The organism is uncultured Martelella sp., assembly GCF_963677965.2.
Classification (GTDB): Bacteria; Pseudomonadota; Alphaproteobacteria; order Rhizobiales; family Rhizobiaceae; genus Martelella; species Martelella mangrovi.
Map to the genome: position 1 here is coordinate 3,536,610 of NZ_CAXXFM010000001.1, position 22,657 is coordinate 3,559,266.

Genomic DNA, 22,657 nt, shown 5'->3' on the forward strand with positions numbered 1-22,657 from the left:
ATCGCTACATATGAAAGATCAGCAGATAACTGGTCAGGATGGCGATCCCGAAAAAGGAGATCCATACCGGCATGTTGAACGACGTCGCCGCGGGCACCTGGGTGTTCTGCTCGCGCTCGTCGGCAGCGCCGCTATGCGTCTCAAGCGCCGTAAGACTGTAACTTCCGCACCGACGGCAAACGCGCCCGGTATCCTGCACCATCAAGCAATCGGAACACTTGTAATGGGCCATAATAATCGACTCCCCCGTGATGCGCGAAAGAATAGTCCTGAATGGCAGCGCAATCAAGTTGAACATTCTTGAAATTTATTGTCGGTGTTTAGGGTAGGGGCGATCGTTTGTGTGATTTATATTATGCTTTATTAGAAAAGTTCTATTTTCCGAAAGGTTCGGCGCATGAACGTGGCCTTCCCGTATTCTGCTTGGCGACGCCATCCGATCGCAAAAGCTGCTTTCGCCGATGCGATTCATAATCGGACAGCCTGAAAGCGGGGCGCGCTGAAAATCCGAACCGAAATGTTGCGGTTTCGAATGCCGAAAAGGAAGGAAAGGGGAAAGAATGGTGGGCGATGAGAGGCTCGAACTCCCGACATCCTCGGTGTAAACGAGGCGCTCTACCAACTGAGCTAATCGCCCGACCGCGTTGGTGAGGCGTGAAATATGCGGAACGCGCGGAAACCGCAAGAGGGTTTTCGCGGAATCTGCAATTTTTTTCAAAAAGACGCTGCCGTGTGTAGTGCCAAGAGTCGATGATCAGGACTCATATGATGCGTGCTGGAATGGCTGTCCGAGCAGGAAGATACCGTGAGAGCGATGCAGACGCATCGCGCGAGGATTTTAACGCCCTCGGCGGTTATTCCAGTCGCCCCTTAAAGGGCAGGGCGCTTTTGAAAGCCTGCGGCGTTGAAAATCCTCACTGTCGCTATGGCTACGACTGCGGCTTTCAACACACGCCGGTCATATGAGTCCTAATCATCGACTCCTGGTGTGAGTGACGGATAGGTGAAAAGTGAATCGCTCTTTGGCCGGGGCGGCCATGATTGTGGTTTTCGCCGTCGGTGTGCTGCGGCCTGATCTTATGGAAGCGCATTTTTTTGACGGTGGTTTTCCCGGTTTTGCGGGGGTCTTGAAATTGGCCGCGTAAAAAAAGCAGAAATGCGTGACAAGCTGCTTGACAGTAGCAGGCGTCCCCCTTAAACAGCCGCTCACGCCAGACAGACAAGCGCTCACGAAAACAAGCGTTTGACCCTGAAACGGCGAAAATGCGCGGGTGTAGCTCAGCTGGTTAGAGTGCCGGCCTGTCACGCCGGAGGTCGCGGGTTCGAGCCCCGTCACTCGCGCCATTTTCTTCTTCCTGAAAATGCTTTTTCTCTTTTGTTGCAATGCGGTTCGCCGCCTGACTTAAACTCTTTTGTCAGGATGCGTTCGGCTGTTTGCGTTTGCGCGCGGCTCTGCAGCTTTGTGCGACTCGGTTTGTTTTGGCTGTCTTTATTGACGAATGTCATGGCGGGCGGCGGAACGTGTCGCCGGGCGCAGCAAATTGCCGCACCCTTAAATAAGCCCTGCAACGGGTATAAAAACGCCGCATTTCGTCCGTCACCGAATGCTGCAGCGCGACGAAATGAAGTCATAATTGGCTTGCGTGAGCGCGTCGGCTGCGCTAACCACAACCCCGACATCTATCAATTTTCGGTCTCGCGGTTTATTCTGCGAGTGCGCTGACCCGGGCGCCATCTAACGGCAAGGGTGTTTTTATGGCTGAAGTCCTCAGTTCCTATATTCCGATCGTCATCTTTATCGCAATCTGTCTCATCATCGGGCTTGCCCTGATGGTCGCGCCCTTTGCGCTGGCCTTCAAGGCGCCCGATGCAGAAAAGCTTTCGGCCTATGAGTGCGGTTTCAACGCGTTTGATGACGCCCGCATGAAGTTCGATATCCGCTTCTATCTTGTTGCGATTCTGTTCATCATCTTTGACCTCGAAGTGGCCTTCCTGTTTCCCTGGGCGGTATCCTTCGGGACAATCGGCTGGTTCGGTTTCTGGTCGATGATGGTGTTCCTCGGCGTGCTGACGATCGGCTTCATCTACGAATGGAAAAAAGGAGCACTCGAATGGGAGTGAGCCAGGACGAAACGCTGGTCGCGCCGGTGCCGAAAGGCGTCGTTGACCCGATGACCAACAAGCCGGTCGGCGCTGACGACCGCTTTTTTGGTGAGATCAACAATGAGCTTGCCGACAAGGGCTTTCTTGTTACCTCGTCCGCGCAGCTGATTACCTGGGCGCGTACCGGCTCGCTGATGTGGATGCAGTTCGGTCTTGCCTGTTGCGCCGTCGAGATGATGCAGATGTCGATGCCGCGTTATGACTGTGAGCGCTTCGGTTTTGCCCCGCGCGCTTCACCGCGCCAGTCGGATGTGATGATCGTTGCCGGCACGCTGACCAACAAGATGGCGCCCGCGCTGCGCAAGGTCTATGACCAGATGCCCGAGCCGCGTTACGTCATCTCGATGGGGTCGTGCGCCAATGGCGGCGGCTATTATCACTATTCCTATTCCGTCGTGCGCGGCTGTGACCGGGTTGTTCCCGTCGACATTTACGTGCCGGGCTGTCCGCCCACGGCCGAGGCGCTGCTTTACGGCGTGCTTCTGCTGCAGAAGAAGATCCGGCGTACCGGCACCATCGAGCGATAGCGGCTGGAGACCATTATGAGTGAAGTTTTGAACGAACTCGGCGCCCATATCCGCGAGGCCTGCAACGGTGTCCACGATAGCCGAGTCGCCCATGGTGAGCTGACCGTGTTCACGACGCCGGAAGCGATCGTGGATGTTGCAAAGTTCCTGCGTGATGACGGGCAGTGCGCTTTCGTGAACATCATTGATGTTTGCGGTGTCGACTGGCCCGGACGCGAACAGCGTTTCGACGTCGTCTACCACCTTCTGTCGCCGACCCAGAACGTCCGTATCCGCATCAAGCTTGCGGTGGAAGAAGATGAGGTCGTGCCGTCGATCACCTCGATCTTTCCCGGCGCCGACTGGTTCGAGCGCGAGACCTGGGACATGTACGGCATTCCCTTCTCCGGCCATCCGGACCTGCGCCGGCTTTTGACCGATTACGGTTTCGAGGGCCATCCGCTGCGCAAGGACTTCCCGACGACCGGCTTTGTCGAGCTGCGTTATGACGAGGAAGCCAAGCGGGTGATCTACGAGCCGGTCGAACTTCGCCAGGAATTCCGCAGTTTTGATTTCCTGAGCCCCTGGGAAGGACCCGAATATGTCCTGCCCGGTGACGAGAAGGCGAGCTGAGGAGCGTGTGATGGCTGAACGGCTTTCTGGCGGCTGTATCTGCGCTGCGATTCGTTTTACCGCTGTCCCGGTAAACGATGAGATGGGCGTTTGCCATTGCGGCCTGTGCCGTCGCTGGAGCGGTGGCGCCGGTTTTGTCGGTGTTGAATGCGGCACGGCTGTGGACGTCGAAAACGGGGACATGCTCGGCGTCTACAAATCGTCCGAGTATGGAGAGCGCGTATTCTGCAAGACCTGCGGAACGACGCTTTTCTGGCGCATGCAGGATGGTTCCGACGTGGTCGTTTCCGCCCATGCTTTCGATGCGCCGGGTGCCTTCCGCTTTACCAGCGAGATTTTCATTGACGAAAAGCCGGACAACTACGCCTTCGCCAACGAGACCAAGAAGATGACGTCCGCAGAATTCTTTGCGGCTTATGCTGCACAACAGGATCCATCGGCATGACTGAACATAATGTCCGCAATTTCACGATCAATTTCGGTCCCGAACATCCGTCCGCCCACGGCGTGCTGCGTCTGGTGCTGGAGCTGGACGGTGAGATCGTAGAACGTGTCGACCCGCATATCGGCCTGCTTCACCGCGGAACCGAGAAGCTGATCGAGAGCAAGACCTTCCTTCAGGCCGTGCCGTATTTCGACCGCCTCGATTACGTGGCGCCGATGAACCAGGAACACGCTTTCGCGCTTGCCGTGGAAAAGCTGCTGGAGGTCGAGATCCCGATCCGCGGGCAGCTCATCCGCGTGCTGTTTTCCGAAATCGGCCGTGTTCTCAACCATCTTCTGAATTCGACGACCGCCGCCATGGACGTCGGCGCGCTGACCCCGCCGCTGTGGGGCTTTGAAGAGCGCGAAAAGCTGATGGTGTTTTACGAGCGGGCCTGTGGCGCGCGCATGCATGCGGCCTATTTCCGCCCCGGCGGCGTGCACCAGGATCTGCCGCCGGAACTGGTCGAGGATATTGGCAAGTGGTGCGAGCAGTTCCCGGCACGCCTTGATGACATCGAGGCGCTTCTGGCCGGCAACCGCATCTTCAAGCAGCGCAATGTCGATATCGGCGTGGTTTCGCTTGACGATGCATTTGCCTGGGGGTTCTCCGGCCCGATGGTGCGCGGTTCGGGCGCTGCCTGGGACCTGCGCCGCGCGCAGCCCTATGAATGCTATTCCGATCTCGATTTCGATGTCGTGATCGGCAAGAATGGCGACTGTTATGACCGCTGGGTTCTGCGCATCAACGAGATGCGCGAATCGGTGAAGATCATGAAGCAGTGCGTTGAGCGGCTTCTGGGCGATGCCAAGACCGGCCCGTTCAATTCCATGGACGGCAAGGTGGTTCCGCCCAAGCGCGCGCAGATGAAGCGCTCGATGGAAGCGCTGATCCATCACTTCAAGCTCTACACCGAAGGCTATCATGTGCCGGAAGGCGAGGTTTATGCCGCCGTCGAAGCGCCGAAGGGCGAGTTCGGCGTCTATCTCGTTTCCGACGGCACCAACAAGCCTTACCGCTGCAAGATCCGCGCGCCGGGCTTTGCCCATCTTTCGGCAATGGACTTCATGTCGAAGGGCTATCAGCTTGCCGACGTCACCGCCATTATCGGGACGCTCGACATCGTGTTCGGTGAGGTGGACCGGTGAAGCCAGACGCCTTTGAACTTTCAAGAACCGCTTTTTGCTGTCCCGGACCGGTTGAAGGCCGGTACCAGAACATGGGATATGCGAGAGCTGTGACTAAAACCTCCGAAGAGGTATAAGAGAGCATGTCCGTTCGTCGACTAGCCGAAGAGAATGTCCAGCCTGCCGCATTTGCGTTTTCAGACGAGAATGCCGCCTGGGCCGAAGCCACGATCAAGAAATATCCCGAAGGCCGCCAGCAATCCGCCGTCATCCCGCTTTTGATGCGCGCGCAGGAACAGGAAGGCTGGGTGACGCGCGCGGCGATCGAAAAGGTCGCCGACATGCTGTCCATGCCGCTGATCCGGGTGCTCGAGGTCGCAACCTTCTATACCCAGTTCCAACTGAAGCCGGTAGGCACCAAGGCCCATATCCAGGTGTGCGGAACGACGCCCTGCATGCTGCGCGGGGCCGGCGACCTGATCAATGTCTGCAAGAAGAAGATCGGCGCGGCAGCGCTTGAGCCGAATGCCGATGGCACGCTGTCCTGGGAAGAGGTTGAATGCCAGGGCGCCTGTGCCAACGCGCCGATGGTGATGATCTTCAAGGACGCCTATGAGGACCTGACGCCGGAACGGCTTGAGGAAATCATCGATGCGTTCGAGGCCGGTCGCGGTGACGAGATCAAACCCGGTCCGCAGATCGACCGCTGGTTTTCCGCCCCTGAAGGCGGCTTCACCTCGCTGACTGATGACGACGACGATGCCGTTACGGCCCGCGAGGACGAGACCGAAGACGACGCCGGTTCGCCCGAAGCGATCAACGGCGCCAAGGGCGATCGTCCGCCGGCTGCCGAAGAGAAGCCGGAAGACCCCGATGATCTGAAAATGATGTCCGGCGTCGGCCCGAAGATCGAGAAGCTTCTCAACGATATCGGCATCTACAAGTTCGAGCAGATTGCGGCATGGACGCCCGGCGAATGCGCCTGGGTCAATGAATCGCTGAAACTCGGCGGTCGCATCGAACGCGACGAATGGGTGCGTCAGGCCGGGGTGCTGGCCAAGGGCGGCATCGAGGAATATGAAAAAGTATTCGGCAGAACAGCGCGCTAGGAGTGAAGCATGTTAAAGGATAGGGATCGCATCTTCACCAACCTCTATGGCCATCGGGACACGTCCCTGAAGGGCGCGATGGCGCGTGGTTCGTGGGACAATACCAAGGCGTTGGTCGACAAGGGCCGCGACTGGATCGTTCAGGAAATGAAGGATTCGGGGCTGCGCGGCCGTGGCGGCGCGGGCTTTCCGACGGGGTTGAAATGGTCGTTCATGCCCAAGGATGACCGTCCGCATTATCTTGTTGTGAATGCTGACGAATCCGAGCCTGGCACCTGTAAGGACCGCGAGATCATGCGTCATGATCCGCACCATCTGATCGAGGGCTGCCTGCTTGCCGGCGTCGGTATGGGGGCGCATACGGCCTATATCTATGTCCGCGGCGAGTTCATGCGCGAGCGTGAGGCGCTGCAGGCGGCGATCGACGAATGTTACGATGCCGGCCTTCTGGGCAAGAACAACAAGTGCGGCTGGGACATGGACGTGATCGTCCACCACGGTGCTGGCGCTTACATCTGCGGCGAGGAAACGGCGCTTCTGGAAAGCCTTGAGGGCAAGAAGGGCCAGCCCCGCCTGAAGCCGCCATTCCCGGCGAATATGGGCCTTTACGGTCTTCCGACCACGGTCAACAACGTCGAGTCGATTGCGGTCGCGCCGACGATCCTCAGACGCGGCGCAAGCTGGTTCTCCTCCTTTGGCCGTCCCAACAATGTCGGCACCAAGGTGTTCATGGTCTCCGGCCATGTGAACCGTCCCTGCGTGGTTGAGGAAAGCCTCGGCATTACCTTCCGCGAACTGATCGAAAAGCATTGCGGCGGCATTCGCGGCGGCTGGAACAATCTGCTGGCGGTGATCCCCGGCGGCGCCTCCTGCCCGGTGGTCAAGGCCGAGGACATGATGGACGTGCAGATGGATTTCGACGGCCTGAAGGAAGTCAAATCCTCCTTCGGGACCGGCGGCGCCATCGTCATGGACAAGTCGACCGACATCATCAAGGCGATCGCGCGGCTGGCCGAATTCTTCAAGCATGAAAGCTGCGGCCAGTGCACGCCGTGCCGCGAGGGCACCGGCTGGATGTGGCGGGTGATGGAACGCATGGTCGAAGGCCGCGCCCAGAAGCGCGAAATCGACATGCTGTTCGAGGTTACCAAACAGGTTGAAGGCCACACGATCTGCGCGCTTGGCGATGCTGCCGCGTGGCCGATCCAGGGCCTGATCCGCAATTTCCGTCCGGAAATCGAAAAGCGGATCGACCAGTACACGGCCAACGCCACGTCTGAAGGCGCGGTGATGGAAGCGGCGGAGTAGGGTGATGGACATCCACGGACAGGCCACAGGCATCGACGCAAGGAAAAGCGATCTTTCGGGATCGACCTTCGACGATGTCAACCTGTCCGGGGTTTCCCATGAGAACGTCAATCTCTCGGGCGGCAAGTATCATCGTATCACGCTGTCCGGCTCCAGCTTCGACGATGTGAACATGTCGGGTTGCGGGTTCGAGAATGTGAATATGTCGGGGTGGCGCGTGAACAACGCCAACTTCTCCGGCATGGTGGTGACGGATGCCAATCTCTCCGGTGTCTCGATCAGCGATTGCCGTCTCGACGGCATGACGATCGAAGGCATCGATGTCGGCGCAATGCTGGCGCTGTGGAAAGAACATAAGGCTTGAGACGAGGCCCTGACCGGGCGCACGCAAGCGAGAATGGACTGTCGGCGGCCTTTGGATCGTCGGCGAAGCGGGAAGAACGGATATGGTAAATCTGATTGTTGACGGCAACGAAATCGAGGTTCCCGACCACTATACGCTGCTGCAGGCAGCGGAAGCGGCGGGCGCTGAAATTCCGCGCTTCTGCTTTCACGAGCGGCTGTCGATTGCCGGCAATTGCCGCATGTGCCTGATCCAGGTGAAGGGCGGACCGCCGAAGCCGGCAGCCTCCTGTGCCATGGGGGTCAAGGATATTCGCGGCGGACCGGATGGCTCGCTGCCGGAAATCTACACCAAGACGCCGATGGTCAAGAAGGCGCGCGAAGGGGTGATGGAGTTCCTGCTCATCAACCATCCGCTCGACTGCCCGATCTGCGACCAGGGCGGCGAATGCGACCTGCAGGACCAGGCCATGGCCTTCGGCATCGACGCTTCGCGCTATCAGGAAGACAAGCGCGCCGTCGAGGACAAGTATATCGGCCCGCTGGTCAAGACGGTGATGAACCGCTGCATTCACTGCACGCGCTGCGTTCGTTTCACCACGGAAGTGGCCGGTATTTCCGAGCTTGGCCTGATCGGCCGCGGCGAGGACGCCGAGATCACCACCTATCTCGAACAGGCAATGACCTCCGAGCTGCAGGGCAATGTCGTCGACCTTTGCCCGGTCGGCGCGCTGACCTCCAAGCCGTTCGCCTTCACCGCCCGTCCGTGGGAGCTGAACAAGACCGAATCCATCGACGTGATGGATGCTGTCGGTTCGGCGATCCGCGTCGATACGCGCGGCCGCGAAGTGATGCGCATCATGCCGCGCGTCAATGAAGAGGTGAACGAGGAGTGGATCTCCGACAAGACCCGCTTCATCTGGGACGGTCTGCGCACCCAGCGCATCGACAAGCCCTATATCCGCGTCAACGGTCGTCTTCAGGCGTCCAACTGGAACGATGCCTTTGCCGCGATCAAGTCCGCCGTCGACGGTGTTTCCGGTGACAGGATCGGCGCGATTGCCGGCGATCTGGCAACGGTTGAGGAAATGTATGCGCTGAAAGGTCTGATGGCCTCGCTCGGCTCGGTCAATATCGACTGTCGGCAGGACGGGACGGCGCTTGATCCGTCGCTTGGCCGCGCAAGCTACCTGTTTAACCCGACGATCGAAGGCATTGAAAACGCTGACGCTCTGCTGATTATCGGCGCCAATCCGCGCTTCGAGGCATCGGTTCTCAACGCCCGTATCCGCAAGCGTTTCCGCAAGGGCAATTTCCCGATCGGCGTGATCGGCGAACATGCGGACCTGCGGTACGACTACGAGTATCTCGGCGCCGGTCCCCAGACGCTTTCCGATCTCGCCTCCGGTTCGCTCGGTTTCCTCGACGTGCTGAAGAACGCCGAACGTCCGATCGTTCTGATCGGGCAGGGCGCTCTGACCCGCGAAGACGGCGCGGCCGTGCTGGCCAGGGCGGCTCAGCTTGCCGGCGATGTCGGTGCGGTGAGCGAAGACTGGAACGGCTTTGCCGTGCTGCATACCGCAGCATCGCGCGTCGGCGGTCTCGATATCGGCTTCGTGCCGGGCGAGGGCGGCAAGACCGCAGCCCAGATGCTGGGCGATACCGACGTTCTGTTCCTGCTCGGCGCCGACGAACTTGATTTCTCCGCCAAAAAGGCCGGGTTCACCGTCTATATCGGCTCGCACGGCGATGCCGGCGCGATGAATGCCGATGTGGTTCTGCCGGCTGCGACCTATACGGAAAAGTCGGGCACCTACGTCAACACCGAGGGCCGCGTGCAGATGACCAGCCGCGCAGGTTTTGCGCCGGGGGATGCGCGTGAGGACTGGGCGGTGCTGCGTGCGCTTTCCGGCATTCTCGGCAAGACGCTGCCCTACGACTCGCTGATGGCGTTGCGTGCAGCGATTTATGGCGAATATCCACACCTTGCTGCGCTTGACGCGGTCGCTGACGCTGATATCAAGGCGGTCGAAACGGCGGCATCGAAGGGTGGGGACCTGGGCGAAGCCGGTTTCGTCTCGCCGATCACCGATTTCTACCTGACCAACCCGATTGCCCGGGCCTCTGCCGTGATGGCCGAATGCTCGGCGCTGGCGCGCAATAATTTCAAGGCAGCGGCGGAATAAGGACCGAACAATGGATTCTTTTCTCTCAACCTATCTCTGGCCCGGACTGATCATGGTCGGTCAGTCGCTGCTGCTGCTGGTCCTGCTGCTCGTCGGTATCGCATTCATCCTGCTCGCCGACCGCAAGATCTGGGCCGCCGTGCAGATGCGGCGCGGACCGAATGTGGTTGGACCTTTCGGCCTGTTCCAGTCCTTTGCCGACCTGTTCAAGTTCGTGCTGAAGGAGCCGATTATTCCGGCCAGTGCCGACAAGGTCGTGTTCCTGCTGGCGCCGCTGATCACGGTGACGCTGGCGCTGGCCACCTGGGCGGTGATGCCGGTGGCCGATGGCTGGGTGATTGCCAATATCAATATCGGCATTCTCTACGTTTTCGCGATTTCCTCGCTTGAGGTCTATGGCGTGATCATGGGCGGCTGGGCGTCGAACTCGAAATACGCCTTTCTCGGCTCGCTGCGCTCTGCCGCGCAGATGGTGTCCTACGAAGTGTCGATCGGGCTTGTGATCGTCACCGTGCTGCTGACGGTCGGCTCGCTGAACCTTTCGGATATCGTCTATGCACAGGAAACCGGTCTCGGCACCATGCTCGGCCTGCCCAACTCGTTCCTTGACTGGAACTGGCTGGCGCTGTTCCCGATGTTCATCGTGTTCTTTATTTCCGCGCTTGCCGAAACCAACCGTCCGCCCTTTGACCTGCCGGAAGCGGAATCGGAACTGGTTGCGGGCTTCATGGTGGAATATGGCTCGACCCCGTACATGATGTTCATGCTCGGTGAATATGCGGCCATCGTCCTGATGTGCGCGATGACGACGACGCTGTTCCTCGGTGGCTGGCTGCCGATCCTGGATGTGCCGGTGCTGAACTGGGTTCCCGGTGTGATCTGGTTCCTGATCAAGGTGCTGCTGTGCTTCTTCATGTTCGGCATGGTGAAGGCATTCGTGCCGCGTTATCGCTACGACCAGCTGATGCGTCTCGGCTGGAAGGTTTTCCTTCCGCTGTCGCTCGCCATGGTCGTCATCGTGGCCTTCGTTGTTAAACTGACCGGCTGGGTGGGCTGATTGATGGTACTTTTCGAAGTGCCGGATTGGAGAATTTGAAATGGGTTCTGTTGCTCAGGCTTTCAATGCCGTCTTCCTGAAGGAGTTCGTGGGCGCGTTCTTTCTGACGATGCGCTACTTCTTCGCCCCGAAGTCGACGGTCAATTACCCCTTCGAAAAGGGACCGGTGAGCCCGCGCTTTCGCGGTGAGCATGCGCTGCGCCGTTATCCCAACGGCGAGGAACGCTGCATTGCCTGCAAGCTGTGCGAGGCGATCTGTCCCGCCCAGGCGATCACCATTGAGGCCGGCCCGCGCCGCAATGACGGCACGCGCCGCACGGTGCGCTACGACATCGACATGGTGAAGTGCATCTATTGCGGCTTCTGCCAGGAGGCATGTCCCGTCGAGGCCATCGTCGAAGGGCCGAATTTCGAATTCGCGACCGAAACGCGCGAAGAACTTTACTACGACAAGGAGCGCCTGCTCGCCAATGGCGACCGGTGGGAGCGCGAAATCGGGCAGAACATCGCCATGGACGCACCTTATCGCTGAGATTTGAACAATAAGTGGCCGGGCGGCATAAAGCCGGCCGGTGAGACGATTTGAGAACGGAAAGCCTGGCCGTCGGCCGGTTTTTCAATGAGACGCGTCCGGGGTTCCCGCGGCGTACAGGAAGAGAAGGCACCAAGATGGGTCTCCAGGCTCTTTTTTTCTATATTTTCGCGTTTATCGCCGTGGCCTCGGCGTTCATGGTGATTTCCGCGCGGAACCCGGTCCATTCGGTCCTGTTTCTGATCGTGGTGTTCGTGAATGCCGCTGCGCTGTTCATTCTGGCCGGCGCGGAATATCTCGGCCTGTTGCTGCTCGTCGTCTATGTTGGGGCGGTCGCGGTGCTGTTCCTGTTCGTGGTGATGATGCTCGACATCGATTTCACGGCGCTCAGATCCGGCATCTTGCGCTATGCGCCGGTTGGCGCGCTGATCGGTGTCGCGCTTCTGGCCGAACTGATCATCGTTGTCGGCGGCACCTTCATCTCCCCGGAGATCGCAGCCAATACCGCGATGCCGATGGCGCCGCTTTCCGAATCCTCCAGCATTCAGACGTTGGGCGATGTGATCTACACGCATTACGCCTATTTCTTCCAGGTCGCCGGCCTCATCCTTCTGGTGGCCATGATCGGCGCGATCGTGCTGACGCTGAAGCATCGCACCGACGTCAAGCGCCAGAACATCGGCAAGCAGGTGGCGCGCACGCCGGAAACAGCGCACGAGGCCGTCAAGGTCAAGCCCGGACAGGGCCTGTAAATTTAAGAGAATTCAGCAGGGATACGGACTCAAGGACAGAGCAATGGAAATCGGACTTTCCCACTACCTGACGGTCAGTGCCATACTTTTCACGATCGGCGTTTTCGGCATTTTTCTGAACCGAAAGAACGTCATCATCATTCTCATGTCCATTGAGCTGATCCTGCTTTCGGTCAATCTCAACATGGTCGCGTTTTCTTCGTTCCTGAATGACGTGGTCGGTCAGGTCTTCGCGCTTTTCATCCTCACGGTGGCAGCGGCCGAAGCGGCGATCGGATTGGCGATCCTCGTGGTGTTTTATCGTAACCGCGGCTCGATTGCGGTCGAAGACGTCAATATGATGAAGGGCTGACTACCAGATGATATACAAACTCATCATTTTCCTGCCGTTGCTCGGCTTCCTCATCGCAGGCCTCTTCGGAAACCGTATGGGCGCGAAGGCCACCGAATGGCTGACCATCGCCTTCATGGCCGTTTCCGCCATCCTGTCCTGGTACGTGTTCATCTCGGTCGGCTTCCTGTCGCATGCAGAGGATCTGGTAATCCAGGTTCCGGTGATGCAGTGGATTTCCTCCGGCAATATCGATGTTGCCTGGTCGCTGAGGATCGACACGCTGACCGCCGTTATGCTGGTCGTGGTCAATACGGTGTCCTGTCTCGTCCACCTTTATTCGGTGGGCTACATGCACGACGACCCGCATCGTCCGCGCTTCTTTGCCTATCTGTCGCTGTTCACCTTTGCGATGCTGTCGCTGGTGACTGCCGACAACCTGTTGCAGATGTTCTTCGGCTGGGAAGGTGTTGGCCTTGCCTCCTATCTTCTGATCGGCTTCTGGTACAAGAAGCCGTCGGCCTGCGCTGCCGCGATGAAGGCCTTCATCGTCAACCGTGTGGGTGACTTCGGCTTCCTGCTCGGCATTGCCGGCCTGTTCTTCCTGGCGCATTCCATCAATTTCGAGCCGATCTTCGCCGCCGCCGAACGCATTGCCGACGACCATGCGGTTGCCGTTGCTGCGGGCGAGCAGGCGCCGGTGCTGCATTTCCTCGGCATGGACCTGTCGCTGATGCACGCCATCACCGCGGTCTGCCTGCTGCTGTTCATGGGCGCCATGGGTAAGTCGGCGCAGTTCCTGCTGCACACCTGGCTGCCGGACGCGATGGAAGGCCCGACCCCGGTTTCGGCCCTGATCCACGCCGCTACCATGGTGACGGCCGGCGTCTTCCTGGTGGCGCGCATGTCGCCGCTGTTCGAACTGTCGCCGTCGGCACTCACCTTCGTCACGCTGATCGGTTCGGTCACCGCGCTGTTTGCCGCGACGATCGGTCTGGTGCAGAACGACATCAAGCGCGTGATTGCCTATTCGACCTGTTCGCAGCTCGGCTACATGTTTGCAGCCCTCGGGGCAGGGGCCTACGGCGCTGCCGTGTTCCACCTGTTCACCCACGCCTTCTTCAAGGCGCTTCTGTTCCTGTGCGCCGGCTCGGTCATCCATGCCGTTTCCGGGGATCAGGACATGCGCCGCATGGGTGGCCTGCGGAAGCATATCCCGATCACCTTCTGGGGCATGATCTTCGGCACGCTTGCCATTACCGGCGTCGGCATTCCCGGCACGATCTTCGGTGCGGCCGGTTACTTCTCCAAGGATGCGATCATCGAGGCGGCCTTTGTTTCGCCAAGCCCGCTGGCCGGTTTCTCCTTCTGGGCACTGGTGATTGCCGCCGTGCTGACGGCCTTCTATTCATGGCGCCTGATTTTCATGACCTTCTTCGGAAAGCCGCGTGCTTCCTCGGACGTCATGCATCACGTGCATGAATCGCCCTGGGTTATGCTGATCCCGCTGATCGTGCTGTCGGTCGGCGCGCTGTTTGCCGGTGTGGTTTTCGCCGAGTTCTTCTACGGCCATGACTACAGCGAGTTCTGGAAGGGCGCGCTGTTTACCGGGCCGCACAACGAGGTTCTGGAAGAGCACCATCACGTGGCGCTGTGGGTCAAGCTGTCGCCGTTCTTCGCCATGCTGATCGGTACGGTGGTCGCGATCTACATGTACCTGATCAAGCCGGCTTCGGCGCCGGCGATGGCGCGTGCCTTCCCGCGGATCTACGCATTCCTGCTCAACAAGTGGTATTTCGATGAACTGTACGATTTCCTGTTTGTCCGCCCTGCGAAAAAGCTCGGGCACTTCCTGTGGCAGAAGGGAGATATCGGCGTGATTGACCGGTTCGGACCCAACGGCATTGCGGCGCTGGTCGTTGATGTCACCAACCGCGTGGTCAAGCTGCAGTCCGGTTATTTGTACCACTATGCGTTTGCAATGCTGATCGGCCTGGCCGCTCTTGTAACGTGGATGATGCTCGGAGGGGCGCTGTAATGAGCGACTGGCCAATTCTCTCGACAGTCACCTTCCTGCCTCTCGTCGGCGTGGTGCTGATCCTGTTTACCCGCGACGACAATGAAGCGGGGCTGCGCAACATTCGCAATGTGGCGCTGCTGACAACACTGTTCACCTTCGTGGTGTCGCTGTTTATCTGGGTCAATTACGATCCCGCCGATCCGAACTTCCAGATGATCGAAAACCATGCCTGGCTCGGCACGGGGATTTCCTATCATCTCGGCGTTGACGGCATCTCGATGCTGTTCATCCTGCTGACCACGGTGCTGATGCCGCTGTGTATCCTCGCCTCCTGGGAGGCCATCACACACCGTGTGAAGGCCTATATGATTGCGTTCCTCATTCTGGAAACGCTGATCATCGGCGTGTTCGTCTCGCTTGACATCGTGATGTTCTACGTCTTCTTCGAAGCGGGACTGATTCCGATGTATCTGATCATCGGCATCTGGGGGCATGACCGCCGCGTCTACGCGTCGCTGAAGTTCTTCCTCTATACCTTCGCCGGTTCGGTGTTCATGCTGCTGGCGATCATGGCGATGTACTGGGTGACGGGCACCACCAGCGTGCCGGTGCTGCTGGAGTATGATTTCCCGGTCAACATGCAATACTGGTTATTCCTCGGCTTCTTCGCCTCGTTTGCGGTGAAGATGCCGATGTGGCCGGTGCATACCTGGCTGCCGGACGCCCACGTGGAAGCGCCGACGGCGGCCTCGGGCGTGCTGGCGGGTGTTCTCTTGAAACTCGGCGGCTTCGGCGTGCTGCGCTATTCGATGCCGATGTTCCCCGATGCCTCCTATTATTTCGCGCCGCTGATCTTCGCGCTGTCGATCATCGCCATCATCTACGCTTCGCTGGTGGCGCTGATGCAGACCGACATGAAGAAGCTGATTGCCTATTCCTCGGTCGCGCATATGGGCTACGTCACCATGGGCATGTTCTCGGCGACCACCGAGGGCATCGAGGGCTCGATCTTCCTGATGCTGTCGCACGGTATCGTGTCCGGCGCGCTGTTCTTCTGCGTCGGTATCGTCTATGACCGCATGCATACGCGTGAGATTGCCGCATTCGGCGGGCTTGTGCACAACATGCCGAAATTCGCGGTCGCCTTCATGATCTTCACCATGGCCAATGTCGGGCTTCCCGGCACATCGGGCTTCATCGGTGAATTCCTGACGGTGATCGGCGTGTTCCAGGTCAATACCTGGGTGGCTGTGTTCGCGGCCACGGGTGTCATCCTCTCGGCCGCCTATGCGCTGTGGCTGTACCGCCGGGTGATTTTCGGCGCACTGGAGAAGGACAGCCTGAAGGCATTGCTCGATCTTTCCATGCGCGAGAAGTTCGTGCTGTATCCGTTGATCATTCTGACGATTTTCTTCGGTGTATATCCCGAACCGATTTTCGCGGCGATCCACGGGCCGGTCGCCCAGATCGTTCAACATTATGACGCTGTTCTGGAAGCCACCAAGAACATCGCGCTGCCGGTATACTGAGACAGGATCTTTTGGACATGACCTCGGAACTCCTACTTTCAAGTCTGAAGCTGATCATGCCGGAGCTGATCCTTTCGATTGGCGCTATGGTCCTGTTGATGATCGGAGCCTTTGCCGGCCGCAAGAGCGGGCCGACCATCGTCGCGCTTGCCGTGGCCCTGCTGCTGTTCGCCGGCGGCTTCCTGTTCTGGGCGGGCAATGGCGGGGCCTTCAACGGCTCGCTCACCTTCAACGCCTTCACCCGCTTCATGCAGCTTCTGGTGCTGATCGGTGCGGCGCTGTCGATGATCCTGTCTGTCGGCCATGAAGAGCCGGAATATCTCGACCGTTTCGAGTTTCCGGTGCTGATGCTGCTGTCGACCACCGGCATGATGCTGATGGTCTCGGCCAATGACATGCTGGCCTTCTACATGGGCCTCGAACTGATGTCGCTGCCGCTTTACGTGATCGCTGCGATCAACCGCGACAGCCTGCGCTCGACCGAAGCGGGCCTGAAATATTTCGTCCTCGGCTCGCTGTCGTCCGGCATGCTGCTTTACGGTATTTCGCTGATCTACGGCTTTACCGGGAATATCGGTTTCGAGGCCGTCGCCAACCAGATTTCGCTCGGCGAAACCGGTCTCGGTTTCATCTTCGGCATGGTGTTCGTGCTGGCTGGCATCACCTTCAAGATTTCCGCCGTTCCCTTCCACATGTGGACACCGGATGTGTATGAAGGCGCGCCGACGCCGGTCACGGCCTTCTTTGCCTCTGCGCCCAAGGTTGCGGCCATGGCGATCATCATCCGCCTGCTGATCGATGCCTTCGGCCCTGCCATTGATCAGTGGCGTCAGGTCGTGGTCTTCATCTCGCTTGCCTCGATGGTGCTCGGCGCATTCGCCGCCATCGGTCAGCGCAACATCAAACGGCTGATGGCCTATTCCTCGATCACCCATATGGGTTATGCGCTGGTCGGCCTTGCGGCGGGAACCGAAACCGGTGTCCGCGGTGTCGTTATCTACATGGCGATCTACCTGTTCATGACGCTCGGCACATTTGCTGTCATCATGGCGATGCGCCTGAAAGAGGGTGGCAATGTCGAGAATATCGACGATCTTGCCGGTCTTTCCAGGACCAAGCCGGTTATGGCGGTGGTGCTGACGGCGCTGATGTTCTCGCTTGCCGGCGTTCCGCCGCTTGCTGGCTTCTTCGGCAAGTACTTCGTGTTCCTGGCGGCGATCGATGCAAAGCTCTATACGCTGGCCATCATCGGTGTCCTGTCTTCCGTCGTGGCCGCGTTCTACTATCTGCGCGTTGTCAAGGTGATGTGGTTCGACGAGCCGGCCGTGGAGTTTTCGCGGGTGGCAAGCGAATTGCGGTTCGTGTTCGGTCTCGGTGGTCTGTTTGCCATTGGCTACCTGCTGTTCGGCGGCCCGCTGAACTCGGCAGCCGGCGCAGCCGCAGCGGCGCTGTTCTAGATGGCCGCGGGAAAGCCCGCGGCTGCCGGCAGCTATCGGCATGATGCGCTGGACGAAGTGGTCTCGACCAATCTGAAGGCGATGGAACGGGCCGAGGGCGGCGACCCCGGCGGCCTGTGGATCACAGCGGAACGACAAACAGGCGGACGGGCACGGCGCGGACGCAACTGGGTTTCGGAGCGAGGCAATCTTTATGCCTCGCTTCTGCTTATTGACCCCGCACCCGTTTCGGCGATGTCTTCATTGCCGCTGGTTGCCGCCGTTGCCGTTCACGGGGCGGTGACGCGGATGATGGCCGGGCAGGCGGCCGAGGTCGCGATCAAATGGCCCAATGACGTTCTGATCGACCGCAAAAAGGTGTGCGGCATTCTGCTGGAAGGCCGGAAACTGGCCGATGGCCGGTTTGCCGTTGTCGTCGGTATCGGCGTCAATGTTGGATTTTCACCGGAGAGCGCCCCATATCCGGTTGCAAGACTGGCCGATTATGTGGCTGGCGCCGACCCCGCCGTCCTGTTTGCCCACCTGTTTGAGATCATGGCGGAAGAACTTTCGATCTGGGATAGCGGAAAAGGCGTGCGAAAAACCGTTGCGCGCTGGCGTGCAGCCGCATGCGGTATTAACGAACGGATCACGATCAATCTGGCCCGCGAGCAGGTCTCAGGGCTTTTTACCGGCATTGATGATGCCGGGATGCTGAAACTTGAAACGGAAGAGGGCACGCGCACTTTTGCTGCCGGCGATGTCTTCTTCGAAAACAACAAGACTGGATAACGCTTCAATGGCGGACAACAACGCTGAACTGGTTTTCCTTCCCCTCGGCGGGCTGGGCGAAATCGGTATGAACCTTGCCCTTTACGGCTATGGACCCGCGGAAAAACGCGAATGGATCATGGTCGATTGCGGCGTCACCTTTCCGGGCGCGGATCTGCCCGGCGTCGATCTCATTCTCCCCGACATCGAATTCGTGCGCGAGCAGCGTGCCAATCTGAAGGCGATGATCATCACCCACGCGCATGAAGACCATTTCGGCGCGATCAACGACCTCTGGCCGGGCCTGAACGTGCCGATCTACGCCTCGCCGTTCACGGCAGGTCTGCTGGAATCCAAGCGCGCCTATGAAAAATCGATGGGCGAAATTCCCGTCACCATCTTCAAGGCGGGCGACACGATCAATGCCGGGCCGTTTTCGGTCGAGGCGGTTGCCGTCAATCACTCGATTCCGGAGCCGATGGCGCTGTGCATCCGCACGCCGCTCGGCAACCTCGTCCACACCGGCGACTGGAAGATCGACGAGGCGCCGTCGCTCGGACCGAAGACCGACGAGACCCGTCTGCGCGCACTTGGCGACGAGGGCATTCTGGCGCTGATGTGCGATTCCACCAATGCGCTGCGCGATGGCGTGTCGCCGTCGGAGCAGGAGGTTTCCGAAAGCCTGCGCAAGGTGATCGAAAACGCCGAAGGCCGTGTGGCGCTGACCAGCTTTTCGTCGAATATCGGCCGTATCCGTTCCATTGCGAAAGCGGCGGAAGAGGCCGGCCGGGAAGTGCTGCTGCTCGGTTCCTCGCTGAAGCGCGCCGTTCAGGTTGCCCGTGACATCGGGCTGATGGAAGGCGTCAAACCCTTCGTCGATGAAGACGAGTTCGGCTATATCCCGCGTGACAAGGTGGTGGCGATCCTCACCGGCTCGCAGGGCGAAAGCCGTGCGGCCCTTGCCAAGCTTTCGCGTGACGAGATGCGCAATGTCGCCCTTGCCGCCGGCGATCTCGTGGTGTTTTCCTCGCGCGCCATTCCCGGCAATGAAAAGGCGATCCAGGACGTCAAGAACGGGCTGATCGAGCAGGGCGTTCATATCCTCACCGATAATGAAGCGCTGGTGCATGTGTCGGGCCATCCCCGCCGCAATGAACTGAAGCAGATGTATGAATGGGTCCGGCCGGATATTCTGGTGCCGGTCCATGGCGAGGCCGCGCATCTGACGGCGCAAAAGGAACTTGGCGAACAGTCCGGAATCGCCCATGTGCCGCGCGTGCGCAACGGCGACATGCTGCGCCTTGCCCCCGGCGAGCCGGAGGTGATCGATCATGTCGAGGCCGGCCGTATCTTCAAGGATGGCAAGCTGATCGGCGGGTTCGACGAGATGGGCATCGGCGAGCGCCGCAAGCTCTCCTTCGTCGGCCATGTCGCGGTCAATGTTCTGCTGAACAGCAAGTTCGAGTTCGCCGGTGACCCGGATGTGGTGCCGATCGGCCTGCCGGGCTTCGATGACGAGGACGAGAAGATGGAGGACGTGCTGTTCGACGCCGTTCTGGGCGCTGTCGAAAGCATTCCGCGCTCGCGCCGCAAGGATCTCAAAATGGTCAAGGAAGCGGTGCGCCGTTCCGTGCGCGCTGCGGCCAATGAGTGCTGGGGCAAGAAGCCGGTCGTGACGGTGTTTGTGAACCGGCTTGGGTGAGAGGATTTCCACGCCCCCTTGGTTATTTTGAAAAGAAATAACCTGAATTCATGATGTTGGCGTGCCAAAGGCCTTTCAGTCAATAATCTCTCCCCTTGAAGGGCAGGGCTGTCGCATGGCTTTGCCGCATAGCCCCCGGGTCTTCTCGCCCCGGAGGGGAGAGATGTCGCGAAAGCGACAGTGAGGGGGGGAGCTTTCCCCTCGGACGCCCTCACGGATTGAAATGCTGTTTCACCCTCACTGCCCCTTTCGGGGCATCTCTCCCGCAAGCGGGAGAGAGTATATGGAGCCAGATCCAAGGCCATCTGCGATAGCGTTCCCCTCAAGGGGGAGATCGGACTTTTGTATCACCCCGGACGCCTGAACAGCCGGCTCTGCTCGAACAGGCCTTCCAGTTGGCTGATGCGCTGGCGGGTCTTGTCCCAGCTTTTCGCCTGAACCGCCTCGATCAGCGCTTCCACCACGAACAGCGTCACCACGGACGAATCCCAGGCGGATGGCGCCTCGATATTGACGCGGAAGGTGTGGCGCGCAAATTTTGTCACCGGCGAGGCCCATTGATCGGTGAACAGGATGATCTCGACGCCGTTCTCGCTTGCAACGCGGGCCAGTGTGGCCATGTCCTGTTCGTAGCGGCGAATGTCGAAGATCACCAGAACATCGCCGTTGGCCATGTTCAGCATATGCTGCGGCCATGAGCCGGAATTGGACGACATCAGGGTCGTCTTCGGCCGGATCACCTGCATATGGGTATAGAAATAGCCGGCAATCGCGCCGGTAATGCGCCCACCGACGAAATAGACGGCGCGCTCGAGGTCGGAAAGCAGCGCCGCCGCGCCGCCGAACGTCTCCTGATCGAGCTGTGACAGTGTGCGGCGCATATTGTCGATGGCCGCTTCACCGAAGCGGTTGAGGATGTGCGTGTCGGGCACATTGCGCGCCAGCCGGTCATGTTTCGCGATCGGGTTGGAAAGCGTCGCCTCCAGTTCCTGATGCAGGCGGGCCTGAAACTCGCCATAGCCCTTGAAACCGAGCTTCTGCACCATGCGCGCGACCGTCGGGGTCGAGACATCGGCGTTTTCCGCCAGCGTGGTGATGCTACCGAGGCCGGACACCGGGTAATTCTCGCTGATCGTATCGGCGAGGCGCTTTTCCGAACGCGTCAGTTCGCCGTAGCGCGCGGCGATTGTCTCGGCGACAGTCCTGGACCCATCGGTCAATCTTCGTCTCCTGTTTTTCCGCCATTTAGGAACGGCGCGGCCGGTCCGTCAATGGAAAATATGAATAGAAGTTTTCACTGGATGATTGACACGGACGGTTTTCTGAAGAACTATTTACAAAACCAAATGCAGAAAATGCAGGGGAACAGATGTTGGGAAAGCCGGGGCTGTTGAGCGCCCGCGATGGTGCGCCCGTCATTGTCGAGCGCGCATCCGGCCAAAGCAGGATCATGCTGATTTGCGAACATGCCGGCCGGGCCATTCCCGAACGCCTCGGCGACATGGGGCTGGCGGCTGACCTGCTCGAAAGCCATATCGCCTGGGACCCGGGCGCGCTTGCTGTTGCGAAGCTTTTGAGCGCGGCCCTCGATGCGACGCTGGTGCATCAGCGGTTCTCCCGCCTCGTCTATGACTGCAACCGGCCGCCGGAAGCGGCGGATGCCATTCCGGATGTCAGCGAGATTTACGAGGTGCCGGCCAATAGCGGCCTTGGCCCGGTGGCAAGGGCCGAGCGCGCCGAGGCGCTTTACCTGCCGTTCCACGAACGCATCGACACGCTGCTGGATGAACACGCGCATGCCGGGCGCAAGGCAATCATCGTCACCGTTCATTCCTTCACGCCCGTCTTCAAGGGCCGGAAACGCGATGTCGAAATCGGCATTCTTCATGACCGGGACCGCAGGCTTGCCGATTGCATGCTGGAAAGGGCCGGTGCGGCCGGTGGTTATGACGTTCGCCGCAACGAGCCCTATGCGCCGGTGGACGGCGTGACCCACACGCTGCGCCGCCATGCGCTGCAGCCCGGGCTGCTCAATGTCATGATCGAGATCCGCAACGACCTGATCGCCGATGCGGCGGGGCAGGGCGCGGTTGCGGGCTTTGTCGCGGGGCTTTTGAGCGAATGCCTCGACGGCATGCGGGAGGTGGCTTGATGCCTGAGGCAATCAAGACCTATGTCCGTTATGTCGATGGTTTCAACCGCGTGGTCGGCCGCATCGCCATGTGGCTGATTTTCGTGATGATGGGCATCCTGCTCTGGTCGTCGGTTTCCAAGACCTTCTTCAATCCGTCGCTGTGGACGCTGGAAATGGCCCAGTTCGTGATGACGGCCTACTACCTCGTCGGCGGCGCCTATTCGCTGCAGCTCGACAGCCATGTGCGCATGGACCTCATATACGGCCGCTGGTCTCCGCGCCAGCGTGCGATTGTCGACGCGATCACGGTATTCATGCTGTTCACCTATCTGATCTTCCTTCTGATCGGCGGCGTTTCTTCGACCAGCTACGCGTTGCAATACGGTGAGACCTCCTATTCCAGCTGGTCGCCCTATATGGCGCCGATCAAGATCACCATGGTTATCGGCATTTTCCTGATGTTCCTGCAGACCACCTCGATCTTCTTCAAGGATCTGGCAAAGGCGCTGGGGAGGCCGATCACGTGAGCCTTTCC

General features: G+C 59.5%; 23 protein-coding genes and 2 tRNA genes. 21 read left to right on the plus strand and 4 right to left on the minus strand.

Going from position 1 to position 22,657, the window contains the following annotated elements:
* Nucleotides 1-4: 4 nt before the first annotated feature.
* Together ACHZCU_RS16430 and ACHZCU_RS16435 are read right to left on the minus strand one after the other, a co-directional pair.
* Nucleotides 5-232 carry a hypothetical protein gene (locus tag ACHZCU_RS16430; protein WP_319519600.1) on the minus strand — a complete coding sequence of 76 codons (228 nt, stop codon included), beginning with the start codon at nt 230-232 and terminating at the stop codon, nt 5-7.
* Nucleotides 233-561: 329 nt separating this feature from the next.
* Nucleotides 562-637, minus strand: a tRNA-Val gene (locus ACHZCU_RS16435).
* Between the two features lie 630 nt (nt 638-1,267).
* Here ACHZCU_RS16435 and ACHZCU_RS16440 point away from each other — a divergent pair.
* Nucleotides 1,268-1,344 (plus strand) — tRNA-Asp (locus ACHZCU_RS16440).
* Here the strand turns inward: ACHZCU_RS16440 and ACHZCU_RS16445 are convergent.
* The gene (locus tag ACHZCU_RS16445; protein ID WP_319519601.1) at nt 1,333-1,632 is read right to left on the minus strand and encodes a hypothetical protein; all 300 of its coding nucleotides are present in this window, start codon (nt 1,630-1,632) and stop codon (nt 1,333-1,335) included. The genes ACHZCU_RS16440 and ACHZCU_RS16445 overlap by 12 nt on opposite strands.
* Before the next feature lie 123 nt (nt 1,633-1,755).
* Here ACHZCU_RS16445 and ACHZCU_RS16450 point away from each other — a divergent pair, with 123 nt between their 5' ends.
* The 18 genes from ACHZCU_RS16450 to ACHZCU_RS16535 all read left to right on the plus strand — a co-directional run bounded on the left by ACHZCU_RS16450 (nt 1,756) and on the right by ACHZCU_RS16535 (nt 19,988).
* On the plus strand, nt 1,756-2,121 hold the full coding sequence (locus ACHZCU_RS16450) for an NADH-quinone oxidoreductase subunit A (RefSeq protein ID WP_106301251.1): 366 nt from the start codon (nt 1,756-1,758) through the stop codon (nt 2,119-2,121).
* Nucleotides 2,112-2,690, plus strand: coding sequence for an NADH-quinone oxidoreductase subunit B family protein (locus ACHZCU_RS16455; RefSeq protein ID WP_024707024.1), 579 nt, complete (start codon nt 2,112-2,114; stop codon nt 2,688-2,690). The genes ACHZCU_RS16450 and ACHZCU_RS16455 overlap by 10 nt, the downstream gene beginning before the upstream one ends.
* Before the next feature lie 15 nt (nt 2,691-2,705).
* A complete protein-coding gene (locus ACHZCU_RS16460; RefSeq protein WP_106301248.1) occupies nt 2,706-3,302 on the plus strand; it encodes an NADH-quinone oxidoreductase subunit C in 597 nt (198 codons plus the stop codon).
* Nucleotides 3,303-3,312: 10 nt separating this feature from the next.
* Entirely contained in the window at nt 3,313-3,747 is a 435-nt protein-coding gene (locus tag ACHZCU_RS16465) for a GFA family protein (RefSeq protein ID WP_319519602.1), read from the plus strand.
* Entirely contained in the window at nt 3,744-4,934 is a 1,191-nt protein-coding gene (locus ACHZCU_RS16470; protein ID WP_106301242.1) for an NADH-quinone oxidoreductase subunit D, read from the plus strand. Before ACHZCU_RS16465 ends, ACHZCU_RS16470 begins: the two co-directional genes overlap by 4 nt.
* 122 nt (nt 4,935-5,056) lie before the next feature.
* Complete coding sequence (nuoE, locus tag ACHZCU_RS16475; protein WP_106301239.1) at nt 5,057-6,022, plus strand: NADH-quinone oxidoreductase subunit NuoE; 966 nt, start codon at nt 5,057-5,059, stop codon at nt 6,020-6,022.
* 9 nt (nt 6,023-6,031) lie between these two features.
* Entirely contained in the window at nt 6,032-7,330 is a 1,299-nt protein-coding gene (gene nuoF / locus ACHZCU_RS16480) for an NADH-quinone oxidoreductase subunit NuoF (protein WP_319519603.1), read from the plus strand.
* A 4-nt stretch (nt 7,331-7,334) separates the two neighbouring features.
* The gene (locus tag ACHZCU_RS16485) at nt 7,335-7,694 is read left to right on the plus strand and encodes a pentapeptide repeat-containing protein (RefSeq protein WP_319519604.1); all 360 of its coding nucleotides are present in this window, start codon (nt 7,335-7,337) and stop codon (nt 7,692-7,694) included.
* Nucleotides 7,695-7,776: 82 nt separating this feature from the next.
* Complete coding sequence (gene nuoG, locus ACHZCU_RS16490) at nt 7,777-9,858, plus strand: NADH-quinone oxidoreductase subunit NuoG (protein WP_319519605.1); 2,082 nt, start codon at nt 7,777-7,779, stop codon at nt 9,856-9,858.
* A 10-nt stretch (nt 9,859-9,868) separates the two neighbouring features.
* Nucleotides 9,869-10,915 carry an NADH-quinone oxidoreductase subunit NuoH gene (gene nuoH / locus ACHZCU_RS16495; RefSeq protein WP_106301229.1) on the plus strand — a complete coding sequence of 349 codons (1,047 nt, stop codon included), beginning with the start codon at nt 9,869-9,871 and terminating at the stop codon, nt 10,913-10,915.
* Nucleotides 10,916-10,955: 40 nt separating this feature from the next.
* Entirely contained in the window at nt 10,956-11,447 is a 492-nt protein-coding gene (gene nuoI / locus ACHZCU_RS16500; protein WP_319519606.1) for an NADH-quinone oxidoreductase subunit NuoI, read from the plus strand.
* 137 nt (nt 11,448-11,584) lie between these two features.
* Nucleotides 11,585-12,199, plus strand: coding sequence for an NADH-quinone oxidoreductase subunit J (locus ACHZCU_RS16505; protein WP_106301223.1), 615 nt, complete (start codon nt 11,585-11,587; stop codon nt 12,197-12,199).
* 43 nt (nt 12,200-12,242) lie between these two features.
* Entirely contained in the window at nt 12,243-12,551 is a 309-nt protein-coding gene (nuoK, locus tag ACHZCU_RS16510; RefSeq protein ID WP_106301220.1) for an NADH-quinone oxidoreductase subunit NuoK, read from the plus strand.
* A 7-nt stretch (nt 12,552-12,558) separates the two neighbouring features.
* Nucleotides 12,559-14,568: an NADH-quinone oxidoreductase subunit L gene (gene nuoL, locus ACHZCU_RS16515; RefSeq protein ID WP_106301217.1), complete on the plus strand. Its 2,010-nt coding sequence runs from the start codon at nt 12,559-12,561 to the stop codon at nt 14,566-14,568.
* Nucleotides 14,568-16,079: an NADH-quinone oxidoreductase subunit M gene (locus ACHZCU_RS16520; RefSeq protein ID WP_319519607.1), complete on the plus strand. Its 1,512-nt coding sequence runs from the start codon at nt 14,568-14,570 to the stop codon at nt 16,077-16,079. Before nuoL ends, ACHZCU_RS16520 begins: the two co-directional genes overlap by 1 nt.
* A 17-nt stretch (nt 16,080-16,096) precedes the next feature.
* Nucleotides 16,097-17,536 carry an NADH-quinone oxidoreductase subunit NuoN gene (gene nuoN, locus ACHZCU_RS16525; RefSeq protein ID WP_319519608.1) on the plus strand — a complete coding sequence of 480 codons (1,440 nt, stop codon included), beginning with the start codon at nt 16,097-16,099 and terminating at the stop codon, nt 17,534-17,536.
* On the plus strand, nt 17,537-18,307 hold the full coding sequence (locus ACHZCU_RS16530) for a biotin--[acetyl-CoA-carboxylase] ligase (protein ID WP_319519609.1): 771 nt from the start codon (nt 17,537-17,539) through the stop codon (nt 18,305-18,307). It begins immediately after the preceding gene.
* 7 nt (nt 18,308-18,314) lie between these two features.
* Nucleotides 18,315-19,988 carry a ribonuclease J gene (locus tag ACHZCU_RS16535; protein WP_319519610.1) on the plus strand — a complete coding sequence of 558 codons (1,674 nt, stop codon included), beginning with the start codon at nt 18,315-18,317 and terminating at the stop codon, nt 19,986-19,988.
* Nucleotides 19,989-20,335: 347 nt separating this feature from the next.
* Here the strand turns inward: ACHZCU_RS16535 and ACHZCU_RS16540 are convergent, their stop codons facing one another.
* Entirely contained in the window at nt 20,336-21,208 is an 873-nt protein-coding gene (locus tag ACHZCU_RS16540) for a MurR/RpiR family transcriptional regulator (RefSeq protein ID WP_319519611.1), read from the minus strand.
* Nucleotides 21,209-21,357: 149 nt separating this feature from the next.
* Between ACHZCU_RS16540 and ACHZCU_RS16545 the strand changes: the two genes are divergently transcribed.
* Nucleotides 21,358-22,140 carry an N-formylglutamate amidohydrolase gene (locus tag ACHZCU_RS16545; RefSeq protein WP_319519612.1) on the plus strand — a complete coding sequence of 261 codons (783 nt, stop codon included), beginning with the start codon at nt 21,358-21,360 and terminating at the stop codon, nt 22,138-22,140.
* On the plus strand, nt 22,140-22,649 hold the full coding sequence (locus tag ACHZCU_RS16550; RefSeq protein ID WP_319519613.1) for a TRAP transporter small permease subunit: 510 nt from the start codon (nt 22,140-22,142) through the stop codon (nt 22,647-22,649). The genes ACHZCU_RS16545 and ACHZCU_RS16550 overlap by 1 nt, the downstream gene beginning before the upstream one ends.
* The last annotated feature ends 8 nt before the right edge of the window (nt 22,650-22,657 follow it).